This is a genomic window from Bacillus sp. JJ1773 (genome assembly GCF_036962035.1).
Lineage (GTDB): Bacteria > Bacillota > Bacilli > Bacillales > Cytobacillaceae > Cytobacillus.
Genome location: NZ_JBALNX010000049.1, coordinates 182779 through 202600 on the forward strand (window position 1 = coordinate 182779; position 19822 = coordinate 202600).

Sequence of the window (19822 nt, forward strand, 5' to 3'; positions counted from 1 at the left end):
TACGTCCTGTACGTCGGGGCTAGGCGCTCCTCCTAAAAGCTAACGCTTATACTCGTGAGATGATTATGCTGCCGAAGCATTCCTTGTGGAGCTAGACGTAAAAAGAAACCGCTCAAATTTTGAACGGTTTCTTTTCATATTTGTTTTCTTTCTTCCTCTTAAAATTATAGTAGAGGACGTAGGGAATCAATCCAAACCATCGAAATAAGAACGGCTCTTTAACATCCTTCTTTTCTAATTTGCTTTTCTTGCGCTCATCTTTTGGCTGATCAATATACTTAACAACTGTTTCGGTAATGTACTTGACATAATCATTCGATTTCATTGCTGCACCCTGCTCAAATTATTTAAGTTGCTTTCATTTCAAGTATGTCCCTTCAATAACATATTTATTCAGCATCCACTATTCAAGCAAAGCCATTCAATTTCTTTCTATCCACTTTATCATTTTGCCCTCCTCCGTATCAAAATACCCGTATGCTAGCATTTCAATTTTTGTTCCCATGTGTAAATTAAATGTTGACATCAACAAAGTATCCGTTAGTTTATCTGTTTCATAACGGACATCTCCATCTGAATAGGAAAATACGCCAGTGTACTGATCTTCATCCTCTGCTCTTAAAATGTCTTCCATCCGTTTCATCGAGCTTAATAAATAATACTCTTGTTTCAAAAGTGCTTCTGATTCTTGTAAAAAACGAATCTCTGATAAATAAAATTCAATATGCATGGTAAGGAGGAGAGCAACGAGCAAGATAATAGAAAAGGTAAGCGGGTAGGTAAATCCTTTTTCATTCCGAAGCATAATGCTCCTCCAAACCTATGAACGAATACAATAATACAGAATATTTTTGGCCATTAAGGTCGTTTAACGTCAGCTTGACTCCATCATGTATCGGAGAAAACCGGAATGAGTCTACTTGCTGAAGGACGATTTCATGCCCTTTGAAATCCACCCGTCTTCGTAAATTAGTTCCATGCTTCTCATAGAGTATGATTTGACCGTGCTTTGTTAATACTAGCCTGTTATCAGAAACGTTTATTTCATCCGCTAATCGAAGTTCCTTCTTTATTTGATTGACAAATACATGCCATTCCATTCTTCTTAGCCTATTTTCAAGCTGTTCATTTTCCATAATATACTTAAAGAAAAGTGGAAAAAAAGAAACGACAAGCAGAAAAATGGAAAAGGCATATAACATTTCCAACATTGTGAAGCCTTTATTATTCAAATATTTCACATTTCGTCTGCAGCTTTTTGAATACATTCTCATATTTAATGCAAACCTCCTGTCCAGCGTTTACCCCTGAAGTCCCTTCATATATTTCATAAACAGTTTGATTAATTGTTATCAATTCTGTTTGAGGCAGCCAACCTTCCTTTTGAGCCTTTAGCAATGTCTCATATAAAGCTTGAGCACTGTCAAATTCCTGCCGAAGCTGAACAGATTGATCGATTAAATTCATAATTAACGGTATAAATATGGTTGCAATAACAATCCATGCAGAAAGAGTCAATAGCATCTCAGGCAAAAAGAACCCTTTATTCTTTCGCAACATAAAATCTTCCCTTTCCAATATAAAACGTAAACCGATATCTCTCCTTGCCTGCATAGATAACAAAGGAACCAAATCTATTAATATTCCCGTCTGATTGATAATAAAAGTAGAGCTTCATAGTGTCCTCTTGTACTGTAATGGCTTTTGGTATTTCTCTTTCAATCAAATAATTTGCACTAAGCTTTTCATGTATAACATACCTATTTGCTTCCGGAAGAATATGAACATACACATCAATATGATGGGAAAGAGCATATTGCTGAGCATAGTAAAGATCTGCTTTTAATTGTGAAATGAACTTTTCTTTTTCAAAGGAGATAAAATGTGGCTTTAATAGAAAGGCAGGTACGGAGGCGATAATGAGAAAAACACTTAAGACAAATAAAGATTCTATTAAAGTGAAGCCTCCTTGTTTTCTTAACATAAAACTTAAGACCCCTCTTTTTTTGCAGGTGACACTTTTCCATCTGCTGAAATCTCAATTGCTGTTCCATTTGGACATGTTGTTTCATTCTCATTAAGATATTCAGCAGCAACGAGTGCATCAATATCTGCTGGCGGTGATTTCTTTTCAATTTCATAAGCCTGAGCCTGGGCTTGTACCATCTTTACAAATGCCTCACACCCCTTGCTGTTGATCTTAGAATTATGCTTTGTGATATTTGGAATAGTTATGATCAACAAAACAGAAATCACTAGTAAAACTATCATCATTTCTATTAGAGTAAATCCGTTTTCTTTTTTCATGGCTTTCATTTAAATTCCCTCCAGTAAATGAAACATTGGTAATAGTACAGCTAAATACATAAATACAATCATGACACCAATAACTGAATACAAAATCGGCTGAATGGTCTTTAGTAATTTTTCTGAACGCTCTTCAATTACCGTTAAACAATGTTTACTAAAGAAAGCCAGCTCCTGATCGAGCTTCCCGTTTTTCTGGCCATGCCTAATAATATAAGGAAGCTCAGCTTCTAAAAAGGAATAGCCCATTAGTATATCCTCTAGCCTCTCCCCCTTTCGCAAATTATCTATTATGTCTGCCCCTAGCTCTTGATACAGAGGCTGTTTTTCATTTTTCTTAAACATTCTTAATGCCTCGTGAATCGACAGACCACCCGATAATAAATAACTAATTTGGATCGAAAAATAATGTGAGTAAAACAATTTTAAAAAAGGACCCATCAACGGAATTGAAACGAGCTTACTTTTTTGCCTGACTTGAGAATTTTTCCGGAATTGTAAAAGGTAGTAACCGAGAAGAACAGCACAGAAAAAGATGCAAAAAACGAAGAAGAAAGGCATTATATTGCCAAAGAAAGAGACTGCCTTCATAAAAAAGTTTGGCTTTAGCTTCATTGAAGAAAATAATGAAGAAAATCTTGGGAGGATCATATAGTCAACAAAGATGAATAACATTAAAGTAATGAAAATTAATAACACGGGATACACAAGCAGTTTTTTCAGCTTTTCCAAATCCCTGTCTCTTTTTAACATCATTTCACTGCCTTCTTGGAATGCCTGAGCCAAGCCGCCATGCTGTTCGGCAAAATAGACATAGCCAATGAGGTGTCGGTTAAACTGCAGCTTTGATAATATTTGATAAAACGGATAGCCTTCTCTTAAATCAGATAAACACTCTCCTACCTCCTTTTTCTTTCTTCGCGGAAGCTGAAACAGAATGGATTCTATTGCTTCGGAAAGCGGGTAGCCTCTCGAAAGAAGCTCTCCTGTTCTTTTTAGAAAATGGCTTTGTTCCTGAAGACTCCACTTATGCCTCCGCATGATCCAGCACCCACCGATCAAATTCTGTTCCTTTAATATAACCTAGAGCAATGCCCTTCTTGATGACGTCTTTTAATGTAAAATAATCCACATCCATATACTCACCCTTCGCCTCCATCATCGCTGCGTGTAAAGCTCGCCCTGCAAGGAGCTCAAAAACACTCGCTCTCTTCCATCTTCCATAGCTAAAGCAATAGGGTGAACATTCCCCTTGGCAAAATGGACAGGTCAATTCGACCAGCCTTTGTGCTGTTACAGCAACAAGAGTTTGTTCTATTTCTACCCAATTGACACCGAATTCATTTAACCGGTAAATGGCACCTTTCGCATCTCTTGTATGCATGGTTGAAAGCACTAAATGCCCCGTCAGCGCAGCACGTACAGCAATTTTTGCGGTTTCCGCATCTCTTATTTCTCCAACCATAATAATATCTGGGTCATGCCTTAAGATTGCCTTTAGACCAGCAGCATAAGAAACACCCGCTTTTTCATTCACTTGTACTTGGAGAACCATATCATGTTCTTTTTCTATTGGGTCTTCTAATGTAATGACATTGCGGTTAAACATATGGGAGGTCTCGTTCAATAAGGAATAAAGAGTTGTGGTCTTTCCAGATCCGGTTGGGCCTGTGAAAATGATTAAGCCGTGGGCATGTTTGAGTAAGGCAAGCATTTTACGGGTCATAGCTGGAAATAAGGAAATTTGAAAAAAAGGAATTTGCTCTTGCTGAGGAAGGATTCGAACAACTAGGCTTTCGTTGTGGCTTGATGGCAGAGTGGAGAAACGCAATCCAATTATTTTTCCATCAATTACGTAAGAATAGGCTCCGCTTTGTGGGCGTCTTTTTTCGCCAATATCCATCGATGCGGTGAATTTAAAATGGGAGATTAGTCTGTCGCATTCTTCTTTAGGGAGATAGAGTCTGGGAACTAGTTTATTTGCGAGGCGCCATTGAATGAGTGTATCCTGTCTGCGGGGGACAATATGAATATCCGAGGCTTGATTTCGAACTGCATCCTTGATTATTTTTTCTGCTAATTTTTCGATCATGTTCAACTGAACATTACACCACCTTTAGAATTTATAAAATTTTGAATAGTCATTAAAGACATATTCGACCTTATTATATATTTTCCTTTTATTTTTGACAAATTTTTCGCATGAAAAAAATAATAATTCTTACACTAAGACTAAACCTCTATCCTAAAAACCATGTTTAATCACTATTGGCAGCTAAAATACATGAGTGGATATTTGTGAACATTTTATAAACTTATAGTGAATACAGTGTTAACTCTAAAAAACTGTATTATAATGGGATCAATATCGTTCTGAGGTGAGTTACGTGGAACAAACTTTAAAAATTACAAATGTTTTATCAGATCCAACACGTTATTATATTTATCAATACATTACGAAAAGACATAAGGAAGTAACTGTCCAGGAAATCGCAGATAATTTTAATATTCATCCAAACGTTGCCAGGCTACATCTTTCAAAGCTAGAGGATGTTAATATGCTTGTATCAGAGACGCAAAAAACTGGAAAAGGCGGGCGTCCAAGCAGACTTTATCGTTTATCAGATGATGTGATACAGCTTCATTTTCCGTATCGTGACTACCAGCTCCTTTCAAAGATTGCTATGCAATCATTGCTTTCACTTGGTGAAGCTGCTAAACAGGCTTTATACGATACAGGTAAAAAGTTTGGACATGAATTAATTGAGCAAGAAACGAGCCGTTCTGCTCAATTTAATGAGTCGCTTTCATTCGAACAAAAACTAAATATTATTAAAAATGCAGCTATCATGTCAGGATTCCATCCAGAATTTGAAGCAAATGAAGACGATTCAAAAATTTATTTTCAAATCTTTAACTGCCCATTTAAAGAAGTGGCTGGAGATTATTCAGAATCTGTTTGCGGTATGCATTCAGAGTTTCTTAAAGGGATGTTTGAAGCATTATTTGGTTCTGTAGAATTAGTCGAAAATGCAAATATGCTAAATGGCTGTGAAACATGTGCTTATCATGCAATTGTTACAAAATAATGAAATAATAGTTCAAAGGATAATCGGAAGCATGAACCCGTCGCGCTTCGCCTATATCCTCGTTAAACAATATTCATAAAGAGTGGTTTACTTTTAAGTTGGGAATAACTTATAATATGTAATGATGTACTTGTAATGGTAAAAGGAGGGATACACATGGATCGTATGTACAGAGTATTAGGATTCTGGACAGGGATTTTTGCAGTCATGTTCTTCGTAGGCGACATGTATACAACATCTTTAATCTTCTTCGGCCAAACAGGATTTTTCCTGCTTTTAAGCTACTTAAAGCTTTCAGAGCGTATGTATATGTATGTTTTTGCCGCATATTTAACAGTGTTCTTCGTTGGCTTCACTTACTGGTCAACGTTTATGATGACACCAGGAGTAAGTGGTCATTAAGAATTATACCTACATAATAAAAAAGCGATGCAAGCATCGCTTTTTTATTTTTTTCTATTCTATTCCTTTTTTCTGCAATATTACATGAAATGATCCGCTAATACTTGAAGGCATAATGAGACTCCGAATCGCTCGATTTCTTTTGCTTACTTCTGAAAAAGGGTCGGGGTCATAATGATTCTGGAATTCATCTAATAAACCTGTAGTTAATAAGAATTCATCCTGTCTCCATTTCTGCTGAAAAGCCAATCCTAACTGATTCCCAATTCGGATAAGAGAATCAAAATGAACATGACTTGTAATATCCATCTCTCCTGGATGCATGAGTACATGATTAAATTGCTGATGCTGATAATATCCTCGAAGACTGCCATCTCTTCTTCCTAGCTCCTGCCATTCTTCGTTCGTATAACCGTAGTCAACAGTGAGAACCAATCCTTTTGTAAGCGCATTGGCTATGTTACTGATAACCTCCTCCATTAATAAAGGAATTTCAATTCTTTGTTTATTATTTAATTTTAATCCGCTGCTCTTAATAAAGGTCATTATCTTCTCATTTTCCAATGGTACAGCTATTTCAACTAACTGATCATTGTTTAGGCCAATCATCAGCTCCATCAATTGTCCATTATGGTTTTCGATAACATGAACAGGAAGAGCATCAAACAATTCATTTGAAAAGATTAAACCCTCAAATGGATTAATTTCGTCTAAACCTTCAATTTGTTTCACGTAATCGTTAAAGTGCAGTACTTTTTGCTGCACCTTTCGATGATACGGACTTGCTTCTAAAATAGAATAACGAATCGGGACCGATGAAAGGTGATTCCATTCATCAATAAATGCTTTTGCAAAGCGGCCAGTACCTGCTCCAATCTCACATATAGCCGGAGCAAGCTTCAATTGATTCATTTGCTTATAATACCATTTCGCTATGGATTTGCCGTAAAAATCTGATATATTGCTTGAGGTGATGAAGTCCCCTTTGCGGCCAATCTTCTCCTTTTCTCTCATATAATAGCCGTACTCGGGGTGATAAAGTGCCACTTCCATATATTCCGCATATGTAATCCTTTTGAATGGGTGGTTCGATATAAACTCTTTTAAAAAATTTATCATAAAAACTCCTTTTTTAAGTTAACACTATTGACACGATGAAAACTTTATTATATTGTAAATTAAGTAGCTTAACTATATCCCCTCCCATTATATGAATAGAACATCCCCCAGAAAAGCCCTTCTCATTTGAGAAGGGCTTTTCTATTTCATAGCCGCCTTTTCCACATTTCAAATGTTAAAAGCCATTTAAAAATGGGTTTGTATCCATCTCTTGTCCGATTGTAGTGGCAGGTCCATGTCCTGGAAGAACGATCGTTTCTTCTGGCAACCCTAATAATTTATTATGTATGCTATTTAATAGCTGCTGATGATTTCCGCCAGGCAGGTCTGTCCGCCCAATGCTTCCATAAAACAATGCGTCACCTGCAACGACTAAGCCTGAATCCTTGATATAAATGGAAATACTCCCTGGTGAATGTCCTGGAGTTTCATAAATTTGGAGGGTAAAATCCCCAATCCTGATCTCTTGTTCATTATTGATAATAATATCTGCAGGCTTGCCGCTAATATTCGGTATCATTTCATAACGCGAGGAACCATTTAATGCCGGATCAAGAAGCCAACCAGCCTCTTTTTCATGAATATATACCGGAATATTGTACTCCTCCCTAATATCATCAACTGCTCCAATATGGTCAAAGTGAGCGTGTGTCAGAATAATCGCAACCGGCTTTAAATTCGCTTTCTGAATATAGCTGCTCAGCTTATCACTTTCCTCGCCAGGATCGAAAATTAAGCAAATATTATTTTCCTTTGACAATATGTAGCAATTCGTTTGTAATGGACCTAGTGGAAGCTGATTCCATTCCAATACTAACACCTCCAAAAAGCTTAATTTAGCTCTATTCTACACTATATGGATTGAACTATTAAAGGAAACGGCCTTAAAATATATTTAAAGCAATCCTAACAAAGGAGAATAAAATGAACATATTTTATGCGGTTGAAGCAAATATTATTATGGAAGAAGTACCTGACTTTAAGGCTATTATCCTTAGTGACACTAATGTTTTTGATTTTATTGAAACTATATTTATATATGAATCAGAAAAGGATGCTGTTGAATCAAAGATTTTATTACTCGAAGCTGGGTTGTTTGAAAATCAGTTTGAGCTTATCCAATTAACCCCCGGAGTTATAGGAGACACCTTTACAGATTTCGGATTCATTACAAATTCTCATACATTTCTGCTAAAAGAAATGGTTTGTGGATTTTCAATATGCGGCGGTGCAAACGAAGCGATTCAAATGGCTCTATTTCAGCTTGAGGAGCATTTGATTTTTAATACTGAGAATGAAAAAGCGGCTATTTATTTCGTGGAACATCATTTAAAAGATTTAGTAAAGGGGATAGCCAATGCGTATGACATAGAAGTGTCATTTTTTGAACTCGACAAACAGAGGAAAAAAATATAAAATATAATATGAATGTAAAAATAAGTTACATACAGGTTTTTCGAACGAGTTTTTCTTAATTTCTAGGCATTTGCCTGCTGTTGATCATTAAAAGGGGGCTATTTATTATGGGACTAGTCATTATTTTTGCATTGGTTGCCGTTCTTGCAGCTTTTGGTACATTAAGTGCACTTAAGAACAAAAATGTTCTTGGTATCGTTTTCGGTGCTGGCTCATTTGTTTTTTTTGGCGGATTTGCTCTATTAACACTAATTAACAGTGGTTATCCTGCTGTACACTAATTTTTCAAAAAAGACTGTTCTTGTAATAAAAGGACAGTCTTTTTGATTCAACCATTAATAATCTTTTACTAACGGAATGATTGTTTTTGTTTCTAAGTTAATCAGTTTTTCAAAGTAAAACCCATACAAGCATTTATCTCCGCTTGGAGCACAGCTTAATGGCTCATTCTTCATGTTATCTATGATAACCTTTTTATCTCCATTTACGATATCAAACGAAATAAGCTGGAATCCATTAGTATACGTATCCGCATCTGTACTGAAAAGAGGCTGTAATGAAATAAAACGATGATTTTGGTCAAAGTCAAAGTAAGGAACAAGCCAGTCTGAAAAACGTGTTAAATGCGGTACAGAAATGGAAGCAAGCCTCTCAAGTTCCTTTGAAAAAAAGGTGTATTCTGCTTCATTGCTATTTTCTGAATTCACCGTTATGGTCATCAATAGATCTTTTATTGTCTTTATATAATATATTTCATTAAGCAAAAATTTTTCATTCGGCTCATTTATGTTTCTTTTGACGAGAGGAGCAAAGAGAGAGAGATCATTTTGACTCCAGTTTAAGTAAATTATTTCATCTTTAGCAAACCAATATACGAATGGCTCCTTATTTTCAATCTCATCCAATGTCTTATCCTTTATTGATAGCAAGTATATTGAATAATCCCATCCCTCCGTAAATGACGAAATAAGGATTTTGTCCTCATCATAAGGATTCCATTCGAAATGAATTTCAAATGCACTTATCCGTTTATTCAAAATTTCTTTTCCTTTCGTATCGACAATCGAAATGATCCCTTCATATGAATTTGGAGCGGAATGAATCAACACTTGATTGCCGGAAGGGCTAGCCATTACTGACGAAACAGGGGCCTCACTTTCCATTATCAAATGAGTTTCACCTGTAAAAATATTATAGGTGTATATATTTGTCCCAAGTTCCACATTTGTCATATAAATTATCGTATCATTATTTAGCCAACCATTTATTGAATTAAATTGTCCTTTTTGAATAGAAACAGGGGCTTGGACTTCATTTAACAAAAAAGAATGAGGAATCGCTGCCTTATGTAATGATTGACTATGCTTCTGGATTGGCTGTATCCCTGTTTCTTTCTCGGACTGACACCCAACTAATAAAAAGAGGAGGAAAAAACATAATAAATAAAACAATATGCCAGTGCTTTTAAATTTTTGTATCAAGTCCTCCCCCCCTTTTTTCCCTATACGTAGTATTACGGAATATAATCTAAAATGTTTCATTATGGCTATTCTTTATTAAAAGGAAAAAGCCGAAAAACGGCTTTTATCATTCATTTTACATGTATAAGGCTGCTAGGTAAATACCAAGCACTTCTTCAAATATTTCATCAAATTGGGATAATGGCAAAGGATTTATTCCCTTTCCGAGCTCAATGGTAAAACCAGGACGGCGGAATTCTTTAATGAACCAATCTTTATAGCCTGCATAGCTTTCGATATATTGAACTGACCTATATCCGCTCACTCTAGCAAACTCTCTCGCCAATACACTTGATTCTGTGGGTTCCATTCCTTCATATCCCCAATAAAATTCCTCCCCTTGTGTATGAAAGGCAAGCGCACGGTTAAATTGTCTCGATCTTGTTAGTTCTGCCATCGCAATGGCCTCGGGCTCAGTTAATGGGGCACTACCCGGATAATCTCTAGGGGCTGGGGACTTTTCAGGGGACCTTTCCTTTTCGGTTTCCCATTTTGCAGGAAATTGATCATTTAAATCAACACCTCTAATATTTGCTTTCCAGCCGCTAAAATTTGAGCTTCCCCGATTGATTCCAATCACTCGCTCTCTTACATCCTCTGTAGGGCCATTTATCACTAAATTTACCCCATCCGCATTTACCATAGGTACAATGGAAATATCTACTGACTGGTATAAAGGCATCGTCTGGAGTCCTCTTATCGGTTTCACATTTGTTAAAGATAATAGGAAATGGTTCAATAAAGCCATTAAAATCCCCGAGGTAATCCATTCATTAGCATGAAAAGAAGCATTAAAATGAACTTTTTTTGTTCCTTTTCCTAATCGAATCTCTTGAATCGGCTTCCCAAGTACAGTGTTGCCTATTGTGTTTATCTTTATGAATGGATAGATGGTTTGTAAGCTTCGAATATCCTCAGTTAGAGCCTCAAAATTATAATTCCTTTTCCCATTGACAATGGGTGTTATCACCCTGGATGGGATTAGTATGGTTTCCCCTGCTTGAAGGTGGTTTGGGTTTGTTTTTGGATTCATTAGGAGTAATGCATCAACGGATAGATGTCTGGCCTGACTTAGCTTCCAAAAGGTATCCCCATTCTTTAGTTTATATGGAACTGCTTTAAATCCTGGAATCTGGATGTCCTGTCCTATGTTTAAGGAGTTTGGATTAATCGAAGGATTTGAATCCGTTAATAAATTCAGAGGGACCATTAAAAGGCGGCTATAATACCACAGTGTATCTCCAGCACGTACTTTAACTTTCATTTTATCTTCCTCCCTTATCCATTCATTTTTATGAATATTTACAGAAAAAAATGCAATGGGAACAAAAAAGCCCGCAATTATATGATTGCAGACTTTCTCTCTTTATTCGGCATTAATAAGTACTTCATTTTCATAAAGGTTTGAGCCCATAAGCTCTTTATCCTCATAGAATCTCAGCAAGTCACCATAAATAATCTTGTCGGAGTATTCGAGCTCATTTTTTGCTTTTTCTATATATGGTTCACAGGCGTTACTTTCAGTAGGCTCTCCTGTTTTCTTATCATAGCAAGTTTCACGTGTGTAAATATAATCTTTTGTAATAAAACTTCCATCCCTCAGAACAGTAAATTCCAATTTATCCTTTGAGAATAAATCTGAACCAAAATCGATATTATTCTTCGTGTTAATGCCTAATAAATGAAGAATTGTAGGTTTGACATCAATTTGACCAGAGACAGTGGATAATGTTTTGCCCTTTTGTCCAGGAATGTGGATGATGAATGGCACTCTTTGGAGCTCTGTACTTACAAATGGTGTTACCTCCGTTCCCAAAAACTCACCCATTGTTTTATTATGGTTTTCGGAAATGCCATAATGGTCTCCATAAAGAATGATGATCGAATCATCGTACAAGCCCTCTTCTTTCAGCCTCTCAATAAATAACTTTAAAGCCTCATCTGTGTACCTAACAGTTGGAAAGTAATTATTAACTGTTTTATTATTTGACGTATACGGTTCAATAAATCGATCCTCTTCATCTAGTTCAAATGGAAAGTGATTCGTTAGCGTGATAAATTTTGCATAAAACGGCTTCGGCATTTCTTTTAAATGCTGAATCGATTGTTCAAAGAAATCAATATCCTTCATCCCCCAGCCAACGGAGTTCTCTTCCGTAACTTCATAATCAGGCAGTGAGTAGAAACGGTCATATCCTAATGATTGATACATAATATCTCTGTTCCAAAAGCTCTTATTGTTCGCATGCAAAGATGCAGTGAAATAGCCATTATCGCTCAAAATATCAGGTGTCGCAGTATATTCATTCCCAGAATGCGTAAAGAATACTGCCCCACGGCTTAAAGGATAAAGAGAGTTCTCTACGATAAACTCCGAATCTGAAGTCTTGCCTTGGGCAGTTTGGTGATAAAAATTCTCAAAATAATAACTATCCTTAATAAATTGATTTAAAAACGGCGTGATTTCTTGCCCATTCACCTTTTCATTAATAACAAAACTTTGAGTTGATTCCATTGAAATTAAAATGACATTTTTATTTTTTGCAATCCCAAACATTTCATCGTCCGGTTTTTTGTAGTTAGCATGGATATAGTTATCAATATCAACTAACTCACTGCCGTCAGCTAATGCTCTTTGTGCAGATGACTTCGATTGAAGGAACATATCATAAATATGATAATTATATGTCCCGATATTTTTGACAAGCATTTCACGGTCAAATGTACGTGTAAGCAGCTGAGGACGCTCCGTCTCAGAAAGTCCAAGATTAAAAAAGGCAATCGCAGCTGAAATTAAGAAAAACGCTCTCCGGTCTACTTTAGAGAATTCCCTATATGAAATAAATGCTGGTTTTAGGACGACAATTATTGCCAAAATAATAAAATCCGCAAAATACAGTAGATCAGTAAAGCTAAGCAATTCATTTACACTGCTGCCAAGATCACTCATATTGCTTGTTTGAAAAAGGACAGGAATCGTTAAGAAGTCATTAAAGAACCGATAAAAAACTACATTAGCAAACAATACCATTGAAATGGCAAAACTCGTAATAAGTATATATCGATTACGGTTCTTTTCCTTAAGAAATAAGCTAATACCCAAAATAAAGAGCAAGAAACTCAATGGGTTGATAAACAAAATAAATTCTTGCTTCCAATTTTCTATTTTAATATCGAAGCTAGTTTTATAGGTAATGTACGTTTTTAGCCAAAGCAGCACAATCGCAATTCCAACAAGCGATATCTTTGACCATTTGAAATTCTTCATAGTCACTGTTACCCTCCCTGTTTTTTTGGAACAGATATGGAAATTTTTTTAATTTTTTTACAATTTTAGGATAGTGGTTTTAAATCAAACCTTATCTTAACTCTTTTTTTACATAAAATCAAATCAGGCTTAAACATATTTTTATATAATTGTAGACTTCTCTTTACCCAAAATATTAGACGTTTTAAACCTCCAAAAGTTTCGTGTTTGTCCTTTTTTATAAAAATGATCAATTTGTCATAGTCCTTTGTTTTTATTTATTTTTGTTAACAAACCTGATCCATACTAAGGAAGTCCCATCATTCCTATAACTTAATAAAATAAAAAAAGCATTCGCAAAGGAACGAATACTTTTTCTTACAGTCATAAAAATTTAGTCCTTTTCTTTGAGATGCTGGATCTCATGTCTTAATAATAAAATCGCCATTTGATAATCTTTCGTTTCCATTAGCTGTGCTTGATAAAGTTCCATTATCTCCGCTTCCATCAGCTCCAAATCCGCTACCCTATCCCCTATATAAATAAATGTGCCAAATTTTTTCAGGAATTGCTGAATATCATAAATCGTTTTCATTCTTGTCCCTCATATCATAATAATTTCTGTCTATTTACTTTACTTGCTCTTTAATCTGCTGCAGCAATTTCTGATAATCCTGTTGATCAGGCATTAACTCAGCGGCAATACTAGCAAACTTTTGCGCTTCGTTGAAATTTTCCTCCTGAACATATAGGAGGGCTAAGTTATAATAAGCCTCATGAAAGTCTTTTCTTTGTTCTATCGCTAGGTGTAAATGCTCTTTTGCCTTTTGTATTTCGTTTGTTTTTATTTCTGCATAAGAGAGAAGGAAATAAACCTCTGCAGAAGCTGAATGATCATTAGCATAATTCTGAAGTATGTTTACAGTTTTATCATATTCCTCTGTTTTCATATATTCCTGTGCCATGACTAAGGCTGAATGTTCACTTAATACTCGTCCTGGCTCATTAAAGCCATACTTCAACAATCCTGTAATAGATACAATTGCAATAATTATAGAAACTCCTTGAATAAGCAGCCTTTTTTTCTTCGGAAAATGAACAATTCCAGTTGCCAAAAATCCACCGATTAATCCGCCAATATGTCCTGCATTATCGATGCTTGGCATCGTAAAGCCAAAGACAAGATTAATACCTAGAATAACGATAATATTTAAGCCCATCGTTCTAAAGAATAGCTTTGGATAAATAACGCCAAAATACAGCAAGGCTCCGAAGCAGCCAAAGATAGCACCACTTGCGCCTGCTGATAAGTTAGGACTGAAGACAAAGCTTAATAAAGAACCGAAAAATCCAGCAAGCAAATAGATGAAGAGAAAGCGGGCATTGCCATATATTCTTTCGACTGTCGTCCCTAAATAATAAAGCGCAAGTGTATTCATTAATAAATGGAGCAGCCCTATATGTAGAATAATAGGTGTAAAAAACCGCCACCATTCACCTTCGAGAATGAGCGGGTTAAACTTAGCACCATATTCAATAAGTGTAGATGTGTTCGTACTTCCACCCTTCCATTCCAACAAAAGAAACATAGCTACTTGAATAATCATAAATACATATGTAAAAAAAGGCTTTCCATATTGAAATAGGGCTTGTTCCTTCTTATGCCGATTAGATGCTTCCGATAACGCCGCAAGCTTCACTTCTTCAATATCACTCTCCGTATAGCCTTCTCTGTTTATCGATATTGAATGAATGCTTTGAAAAATACTGTTAAGCTTTGTTAAGCTTTCTTCATAATGGGACCGATCGAAAATGATCGAGGTTACCCTTGTTTTTTCTTTGTCTGCTTGAATAAATGGCTTTTCAATTCTAAATTCATAATCATCTACTGGCGGATAAGCGGAGATGTATAAATTAATGACATTCATTTCACCGCGCATAAGCTGCTTTCGAATTCTTTCTCCATTCATCGCAGTATGCTCAATGTCCTTCTGCATCCAATTGCTCCAATCTAAATTATACTTGAGCAATCTAATAACTTGAGCCTCTTTGTTCTCCAATTTTTCCAGCCATAATTCTTGATGCTGCTCAGCTAATTGAACAATGCGATAATTATGTTCCGAAATGAAATAATGGGCAAGCTTCCAGAACAAATAATCTTCTTGTAAATTCACCGGGGTTCCCCCTACTCTCTTTTTCAAGCTTACTTTTTTATATTAATGTAAATATGACATAGAGCCAAAAAACTGAACCTCATTTTTACTATAGGCAATAACTCCTGTAAACGCAAAAGAAAAAGACCTCAAAAGGTCTTTTTCTAATGTGTTTCAGCAGGTCCTGGCGGGAAGACCAATTTCATTAAACGATCTTTCACTCCCGGAAGTCCCATGATGGAATTGACGAAAATTCGGCGCAAAATAGCATTTCTAAATAATACATTCATCGCTCGGTACCGATTTTGAAAAATTAAATATCCGCTAACTCCAATCATGATGATTGATATTATACGACCCATATTCATCCCTCCTTATTCTAGTTTGAGATGAATATATAAATTTTATCCATTTATGGTACCAACTAATAAGAGGAAAAGTAATCCTAATAATGCAGCTAGAAAACCCGATGAAAAGTTCACAATATCATTATTCATCATAATTAGCCCTCTTTTGTAAATGGTTCTTTTCCCGCAATGGTTACTTGCCTCTACTTCAGCCCCGCATATTTTGCACTGATAGACTACTTGGATAAAAGCCCCAAACATCGTATCTATTATATTCCCAACAAATCCAAACACGAAAATAATCAGGAGTCCAGTAAATGAAATAGGAAATAAATAAAAACAAAGGATCGCCACCGAAAAAGACCCACACAGAGCAGCAAAGGTCCCAAGAACGCTAACGGCGCCCGAGGTACCTGCGTCAACCTGTCTCATTGAACGAATAAAAATAGGTGCCTGTTTGCTCGTAGAACCTATTTCAGACGCCCATGTATCAGAATTAGCCGCAGCAATAGAAATGGCAAATCCATAAAACCAGATTTCTTGAGGGGAAGCTAGATAAAGTATGCTAAAAAGAGCAGCCGTACCTCCATTCGCCACTACCTGTACCCAATCTCGGCGAGAGCCTTTTTCATGCTTCTGCTCAATTTTCACTTTGTTTCTTCTTTTGAATTTAGACCATAGACTGGAGCTGGCAAAAAAGAAACCGAGCACAAGCAAGCCTTTAACACCAAAGCCAAGTCCAATAATTAGGCCAGCTATAAACGCTGCTATACTCCCTGAACTGGTTAACAATCTAAAATAATATCCGCAAATGGCTGTAGCGGCTATAAATAGAAATAGAAAACCGGCGTCATTCATTTACACACTTAATCTTTTCGTCCGTAATAATTTTACTGACAGGGATATCATGGTCCTCAACTGGAAGTTTTGAAACAATTTGATCATGAAATGCAAGTGAAAGAGTGTGGCCATTATATTTTGTTAAGAACCGGTCATAATAGCCACCGCCAAATCCAAGTCTATAGCCATTCTCGGTAAAGGCTAAGCCAGGAACAATAATCAAATCTATTTCATTCGGCGATACTTCATCTGTTTCTGATTCGATGGGCTCTAGTAATCCATAGTAAACCGATTCTAATTGATCAAACCTATGTAATGTACGGAATACCATTTCCCTCGTTTTTGGCAGGCATTTCGGAACGACAATCCGCTTTCCCTGTTCCCAAGCCTTTCTAATAATTTGATATGTATCAACCTCTGGCTGCTTGGAAATAGTAACCCCAACGGTTGAAGCTTCCTTCCAATATTTATCCTGAAATAACTGATTGGCAATTTGATAAGAAAGTTGCTCATATACAGGTTTATTTATCGATGAAAGCCTATCAATTATTTTCTTTCGCAATATCTTTTTCTCTTCCATCATTCCAAAGCCCCCCCATTTATGAATTTATAGCCAACAAAAAAAGCAGTAGGAATCACCCCACTGCTTATTTTGTCTCACGATGTGTAGTAGAACGCTTTTCTCTTGGGCAGTATTTTTTAAGCTCAAGACGATCTGGATTGTTTCTTTTATTTTTTTTAGAAATATAGTTACGATCTCCGCATTCTGTGCAAGCCAACGTAATATTCACACGCATGTAATTTCCCTCCAAACTATTGAAAGACTAGTTCGTTCATACGACCTTTTTATAATATCACTTTTTAAATGTAAATGCTAGTGTGTTTTTAAAAGAGACTCGTTTAATTTTATTAGCTCTGTCTCATTGTCCCCGCTAATTACCCATGATTTCCCTTCTATGGTTTGTTTCCCCCTGAAATGACAATCATAGAGAAATAAACTGACAGCATCGCCATTAGCCATCGGATTATATTGAAGTTTTCCTGTTGTAGGACACGCCCAAATATGATCAGTAAAGACATTCCTAATAGATTGGATGGTGCTAGCCCTGAATGTTTTCCCTTGGCAATACCCGTTGGCTAAATGCACTTGATGATTGTCTAAGTGGAAAACAACCTTCTCGGAAGGTGAAATAAATGAAAGATGCTCATGATCTTCGAAAAAATGATTGAATCTATTTCGGCTTTGATAATGCCTATTTTGAATAAGCAGCTTTACATGCAGCTGACGTTCACGAAAGTTGGTAATACTGACATTATACAATTGTACAGCTGGGGAACCTTTCTCTTGTTGTAAGTGAACTGACAAACCTTCTTCTGCAATCATTGTTTCTACTCCTGGAGTCAGCCAATATGTCTTTCCATCAATCCAGATCCCAGGAATAACTTCTATCCCTTCTTTATTCGAAATTATGTTTTCCTCTGTAGCTTTTGGTTGAATCCAAGTTTTTATTTTCATATTCATTTCACCTCCGAATAAATTGTCAGCATATTAATCATTTTCATTATTTAGATGAATAAGTAATTCTTCGTATACTTTAACTGTTTCTTCAGCTACTTTCTCCCAGCTAAAAATGGTCTCGACCCGTTTTTTTCCGGACAGTCCGATTTGCTCTGCATGGGATTCATTTTCTAGCAAGTACTTAATTTGCTCGATTAAGCTGTCTGAACATCCCGGTTTCATGAGCATTCCTGATCTTTTATGCTGAACTATTTCTTTTAAGCCGCCTGTATTCGAAACAATTGTCGGCTTCCCCGCCTGCATTGCTTCTAGTGCAACGATTCCAAAGGGTTCATAGCGACTAGGAAAAACAGCGATATTACAAATGTTAAACAATGCAGACTTTTGCTCATCTGTTACATAGTCAACAAAGAAAAGTTGATTTTGCAGCTGTAAACCATCTGAAATCCTCCTGTATTCATCAAGCTGAGGCCCCTTACCTGCAACTATGAAATATACATCAGGGAAATGTCTTTGCATTTTTTGGGCTGCCTCTATTATTGTGTCAAATCCTTTTTCCTTAACGATGCGTCCAATCGAAAAGATCAGACGCTTATTTTTTTGAATAGGCATCACTTCTAAAGCCTTCAATCCGTCTTTCACATGCGTATTTGCTGCTGTTCCATTTGAGATTATATGAAGTTTCTTTTCGTTTCGTAAACGAAACACTTGATTAAGCTCTCGTTTCATATATTCACTGCAGACAATGACTGTATCCGCTTGAATAATTGATTGTTGTTCCTTCTCGTGAATAAATTTTTGAAGCTCTGTATGGATACCTTTGTTTCTTCCATATTCCGTTGCGTGAATAGTTGCAATTAACGGAATGCGAAGGGTATTTCTTAAGACAATAGCACTTGCTCCAACAAGCCAATCATGGGCGTGGATCAAGTTAAAGCGATATATTTTATCAATCTCCAATGCCTTATTCAGCATGGCTAAGTTTAATCCGCCTATCCAGCTAAGAAAATCTTCATCCTGTTGATTAAATGGGATTACACGATGTATCCGAACACGCTCATTCATTTCTTCCTCCGCCGCTTCATTTGGATTTGAAGTAATGACATGCACTTCATAGTCCATTGTTTGAAGACAGTCAGCAAGTCCCTGAACATGCCTTGATAAACCGCCAACAAGGTGAGGAGGATATTCCCATGATAGAATTAGAATTCTTCGTTTGGCATTTTTTTTAACCATTATACGTGAATTGTCTATTTCCCTAGACATTTTCTTTACATTTGAAAGCTCCAATTTTTTATCTTCATAGGCAACTGTTTGTTTATACTTATATTTTAAGGAAAAGTCCTCGTTCCTGTTATTTGGCACATAATACGAATAGGTGCTAACCAGCTTGGACCAAGGATAAGGTAGATCGGAAGGTTCAGTGCAAGCCCTACGAAGCTCACATTCGCTTTTTAGCGTATCGCTTGCAATGAGATTTGATCGAAGTATGGGAAAGAAATGATTACTTGATAGTTTGATCCCGACTTCTGCATTGTAACTTTGATGTTTCGTAAGCCCCTCAACTATTCTCTGTGATTGATTCCTCCCAATGATCATTTCTTGATCATATGCCTCTCTTCCTCTTATACCCTCTGCGGCATTATAAAGACGAATAGTCTTGGTCAATTTAGAGAAGGATCTGCTGAAATAACATTCCACAAGGTTTCTAATATGAAGAGGAATATCCCATGATGCATAACAAAGGCTGTTGGAAATTATTTTTAAATGAAAGTATCTTTCAGTCATGATGCACCTCATGCTCAATTGAGATAAAGTGAAACTTCAATCAGTGGGGTTTTCTATCATCCCCCACTGATTGTT

Annotated in this window: 25 protein-coding genes; 4 read left to right on the forward strand and 21 right to left on the reverse strand. The window is 36.3% G+C overall.

Going from position 1 to position 19822, the window contains the following annotated elements:
* Positions 1–112: 112 nt before the first annotated feature.
* From V7127_RS14925 to comGA, 8 genes are all read right to left on the reverse strand, one after another.
* On the reverse strand, positions 113–325 hold the full coding sequence (locus tag V7127_RS14925; protein ID WP_335487218.1) for a YqzE family protein: 213 nt from the start codon (positions 323–325) through the stop codon (positions 113–115).
* A gap of 96 nt (positions 326–421) precedes the next feature.
* The gene (gene comGG, locus V7127_RS14930) at positions 422–805 is read right to left on the reverse strand and encodes a competence type IV pilus minor pilin ComGG (protein WP_335487221.1); all 384 of its coding nucleotides are present in this window, start codon (positions 803–805) and stop codon (positions 422–424) included.
* Complete coding sequence (comGF, locus tag V7127_RS14935) at positions 792–1274, reverse strand: competence type IV pilus minor pilin ComGF (RefSeq protein WP_335487223.1); 483 nt, start codon at positions 1272–1274, stop codon at positions 792–794. The genes comGG and comGF overlap by 14 nt, the downstream gene beginning before the upstream one ends.
* Positions 1225–1560, reverse strand: coding sequence for a type II secretion system protein (locus V7127_RS14940; protein ID WP_335487226.1), 336 nt, complete (start codon positions 1558–1560; stop codon positions 1225–1227). Before V7127_RS14940 ends, comGF begins: the two co-directional genes overlap by 50 nt.
* Positions 1544–1984: a competence type IV pilus minor pilin ComGD gene (gene comGD, locus V7127_RS14945; protein ID WP_335353962.1), complete on the reverse strand. Its 441-nt coding sequence runs from the start codon at positions 1982–1984 to the stop codon at positions 1544–1546. Before comGD ends, V7127_RS14940 begins: the two co-directional genes overlap by 17 nt.
* Positions 1985–1989: 5 nt before the next feature.
* Positions 1990–2307, reverse strand: a complete 318-nt coding sequence (comGC, locus tag V7127_RS14950) for a competence type IV pilus major pilin ComGC (protein ID WP_335487308.1) — start codon at positions 2305–2307, stop codon at positions 1990–1992.
* A 9-nt stretch (positions 2308–2316) separates the two neighbouring features.
* Complete coding sequence (gene comGB, locus V7127_RS14955) at positions 2317–3348, reverse strand: competence type IV pilus assembly protein ComGB (RefSeq protein ID WP_335487230.1); 1032 nt, start codon at positions 3346–3348, stop codon at positions 2317–2319.
* Complete coding sequence (gene comGA / locus V7127_RS14960; RefSeq protein WP_335345429.1) at positions 3335–4405, reverse strand: competence type IV pilus ATPase ComGA; 1071 nt, start codon at positions 4403–4405, stop codon at positions 3335–3337. Before comGA ends, comGB begins: the two co-directional genes overlap by 14 nt.
* Before the next feature lie 289 nt (positions 4406–4694).
* Here comGA and V7127_RS14965 point away from each other — a divergent pair, with 289 nt between their 5' ends.
* Complete coding sequence (locus tag V7127_RS14965; protein WP_335346705.1) at positions 4695–5396, forward strand: helix-turn-helix transcriptional regulator; 702 nt, start codon at positions 4695–4697, stop codon at positions 5394–5396.
* 156 nt (positions 5397–5552) lie between these two features.
* A complete protein-coding gene (locus V7127_RS14970; RefSeq protein WP_066293532.1) occupies positions 5553–5798 on the forward strand; it encodes a DUF2626 domain-containing protein in 246 nt (81 codons plus the stop codon).
* 54 nt (positions 5799–5852) lie between these two features.
* On the opposite strand, the gene V7127_RS14975 is transcribed toward V7127_RS14970, so the two are convergent.
* Together V7127_RS14975 and V7127_RS14980 are read right to left on the reverse strand one after the other, a co-directional pair.
* Positions 5853–6917: a class I SAM-dependent methyltransferase gene (locus V7127_RS14975; RefSeq protein WP_335487234.1), complete on the reverse strand. Its 1065-nt coding sequence runs from the start codon at positions 6915–6917 to the stop codon at positions 5853–5855.
* 175 nt (positions 6918–7092) lie between these two features.
* The gene (locus tag V7127_RS14980) at positions 7093–7728 is read right to left on the reverse strand and encodes an MBL fold metallo-hydrolase (RefSeq protein WP_335487237.1); all 636 of its coding nucleotides are present in this window, start codon (positions 7726–7728) and stop codon (positions 7093–7095) included.
* A 113-nt stretch (positions 7729–7841) separates the two neighbouring features.
* On the opposite strand from V7127_RS14980, the gene V7127_RS14985 reads away from it, so the two are divergent.
* Both V7127_RS14985 and V7127_RS14990 read left to right on the forward strand, forming a co-directional pair.
* Complete coding sequence (locus tag V7127_RS14985) at positions 7842–8333, forward strand: hypothetical protein (RefSeq protein WP_335346702.1); 492 nt, start codon at positions 7842–7844, stop codon at positions 8331–8333.
* A gap of 107 nt (positions 8334–8440) precedes the next feature.
* Positions 8441–8614, forward strand: a complete 174-nt coding sequence (locus tag V7127_RS14990) for a DUF2759 domain-containing protein (RefSeq protein WP_335346701.1) — start codon at positions 8441–8443, stop codon at positions 8612–8614.
* 54 nt (positions 8615–8668) lie between these two features.
* Here V7127_RS14990 and V7127_RS14995 read toward each other — a convergent pair whose 3' ends face one another.
* The 11 genes from V7127_RS14995 to V7127_RS15045 all read right to left on the reverse strand — a co-directional run bounded on the left by V7127_RS14995 (position 8669) and on the right by V7127_RS15045 (position 19627).
* The gene (locus V7127_RS14995; RefSeq protein WP_335487241.1) at positions 8669–9814 is read right to left on the reverse strand and encodes a hypothetical protein; all 1146 of its coding nucleotides are present in this window, start codon (positions 9812–9814) and stop codon (positions 8669–8671) included.
* Between the two features lie 115 nt (positions 9815–9929).
* Entirely contained in the window at positions 9930–11117 is a 1188-nt protein-coding gene (locus V7127_RS15000; RefSeq protein WP_335487244.1) for a M14 family metallopeptidase, read from the reverse strand.
* A gap of 102 nt (positions 11118–11219) precedes the next feature.
* On the reverse strand, positions 11220–13121 hold the full coding sequence (locus V7127_RS15005; protein ID WP_335487311.1) for an LTA synthase family protein: 1902 nt from the start codon (positions 13119–13121) through the stop codon (positions 11220–11222).
* A 373-nt stretch (positions 13122–13494) separates the two neighbouring features.
* A complete protein-coding gene (locus V7127_RS15010) occupies positions 13495–13695 on the reverse strand; it encodes a YqgQ family protein (RefSeq protein WP_335347797.1) in 201 nt (66 codons plus the stop codon).
* A gap of 34 nt (positions 13696–13729) precedes the next feature.
* A complete protein-coding gene (locus V7127_RS15015) occupies positions 13730–15274 on the reverse strand; it encodes a rhomboid family intramembrane serine protease (protein ID WP_335487247.1) in 1545 nt (514 codons plus the stop codon).
* Positions 15275–15417: 143 nt separating this feature from the next.
* Positions 15418–15615, reverse strand: coding sequence for a hypothetical protein (locus V7127_RS15020; RefSeq protein ID WP_335487250.1), 198 nt, complete (start codon positions 15613–15615; stop codon positions 15418–15420).
* A 42-nt stretch (positions 15616–15657) separates the two neighbouring features.
* Positions 15658–16458, reverse strand: a complete 801-nt coding sequence (locus V7127_RS15025) for a DUF92 domain-containing protein (RefSeq protein WP_335487252.1) — start codon at positions 16456–16458, stop codon at positions 15658–15660.
* Complete coding sequence (locus V7127_RS15030) at positions 16451–17020, reverse strand: 5-formyltetrahydrofolate cyclo-ligase (RefSeq protein ID WP_335348272.1); 570 nt, start codon at positions 17018–17020, stop codon at positions 16451–16453. Before V7127_RS15030 ends, V7127_RS15025 begins: the two co-directional genes overlap by 8 nt.
* Before the next feature lie 67 nt (positions 17021–17087).
* Positions 17088–17237, reverse strand: a complete 150-nt coding sequence (gene rpmG / locus V7127_RS15035; RefSeq protein ID WP_057771568.1) for a 50S ribosomal protein L33 — start codon at positions 17235–17237, stop codon at positions 17088–17090.
* A gap of 77 nt (positions 17238–17314) precedes the next feature.
* A complete protein-coding gene (locus V7127_RS15040; protein ID WP_335487255.1) occupies positions 17315–17956 on the reverse strand; it encodes a hypothetical protein in 642 nt (213 codons plus the stop codon).
* A 33-nt stretch (positions 17957–17989) separates the two neighbouring features.
* A complete protein-coding gene (locus tag V7127_RS15045; RefSeq protein WP_335487258.1) occupies positions 17990–19627 on the reverse strand; it encodes a glycosyltransferase family 4 protein in 1638 nt (545 codons plus the stop codon).
* Between the last annotated feature and the right edge of the window lie 195 nt (positions 19628–19822).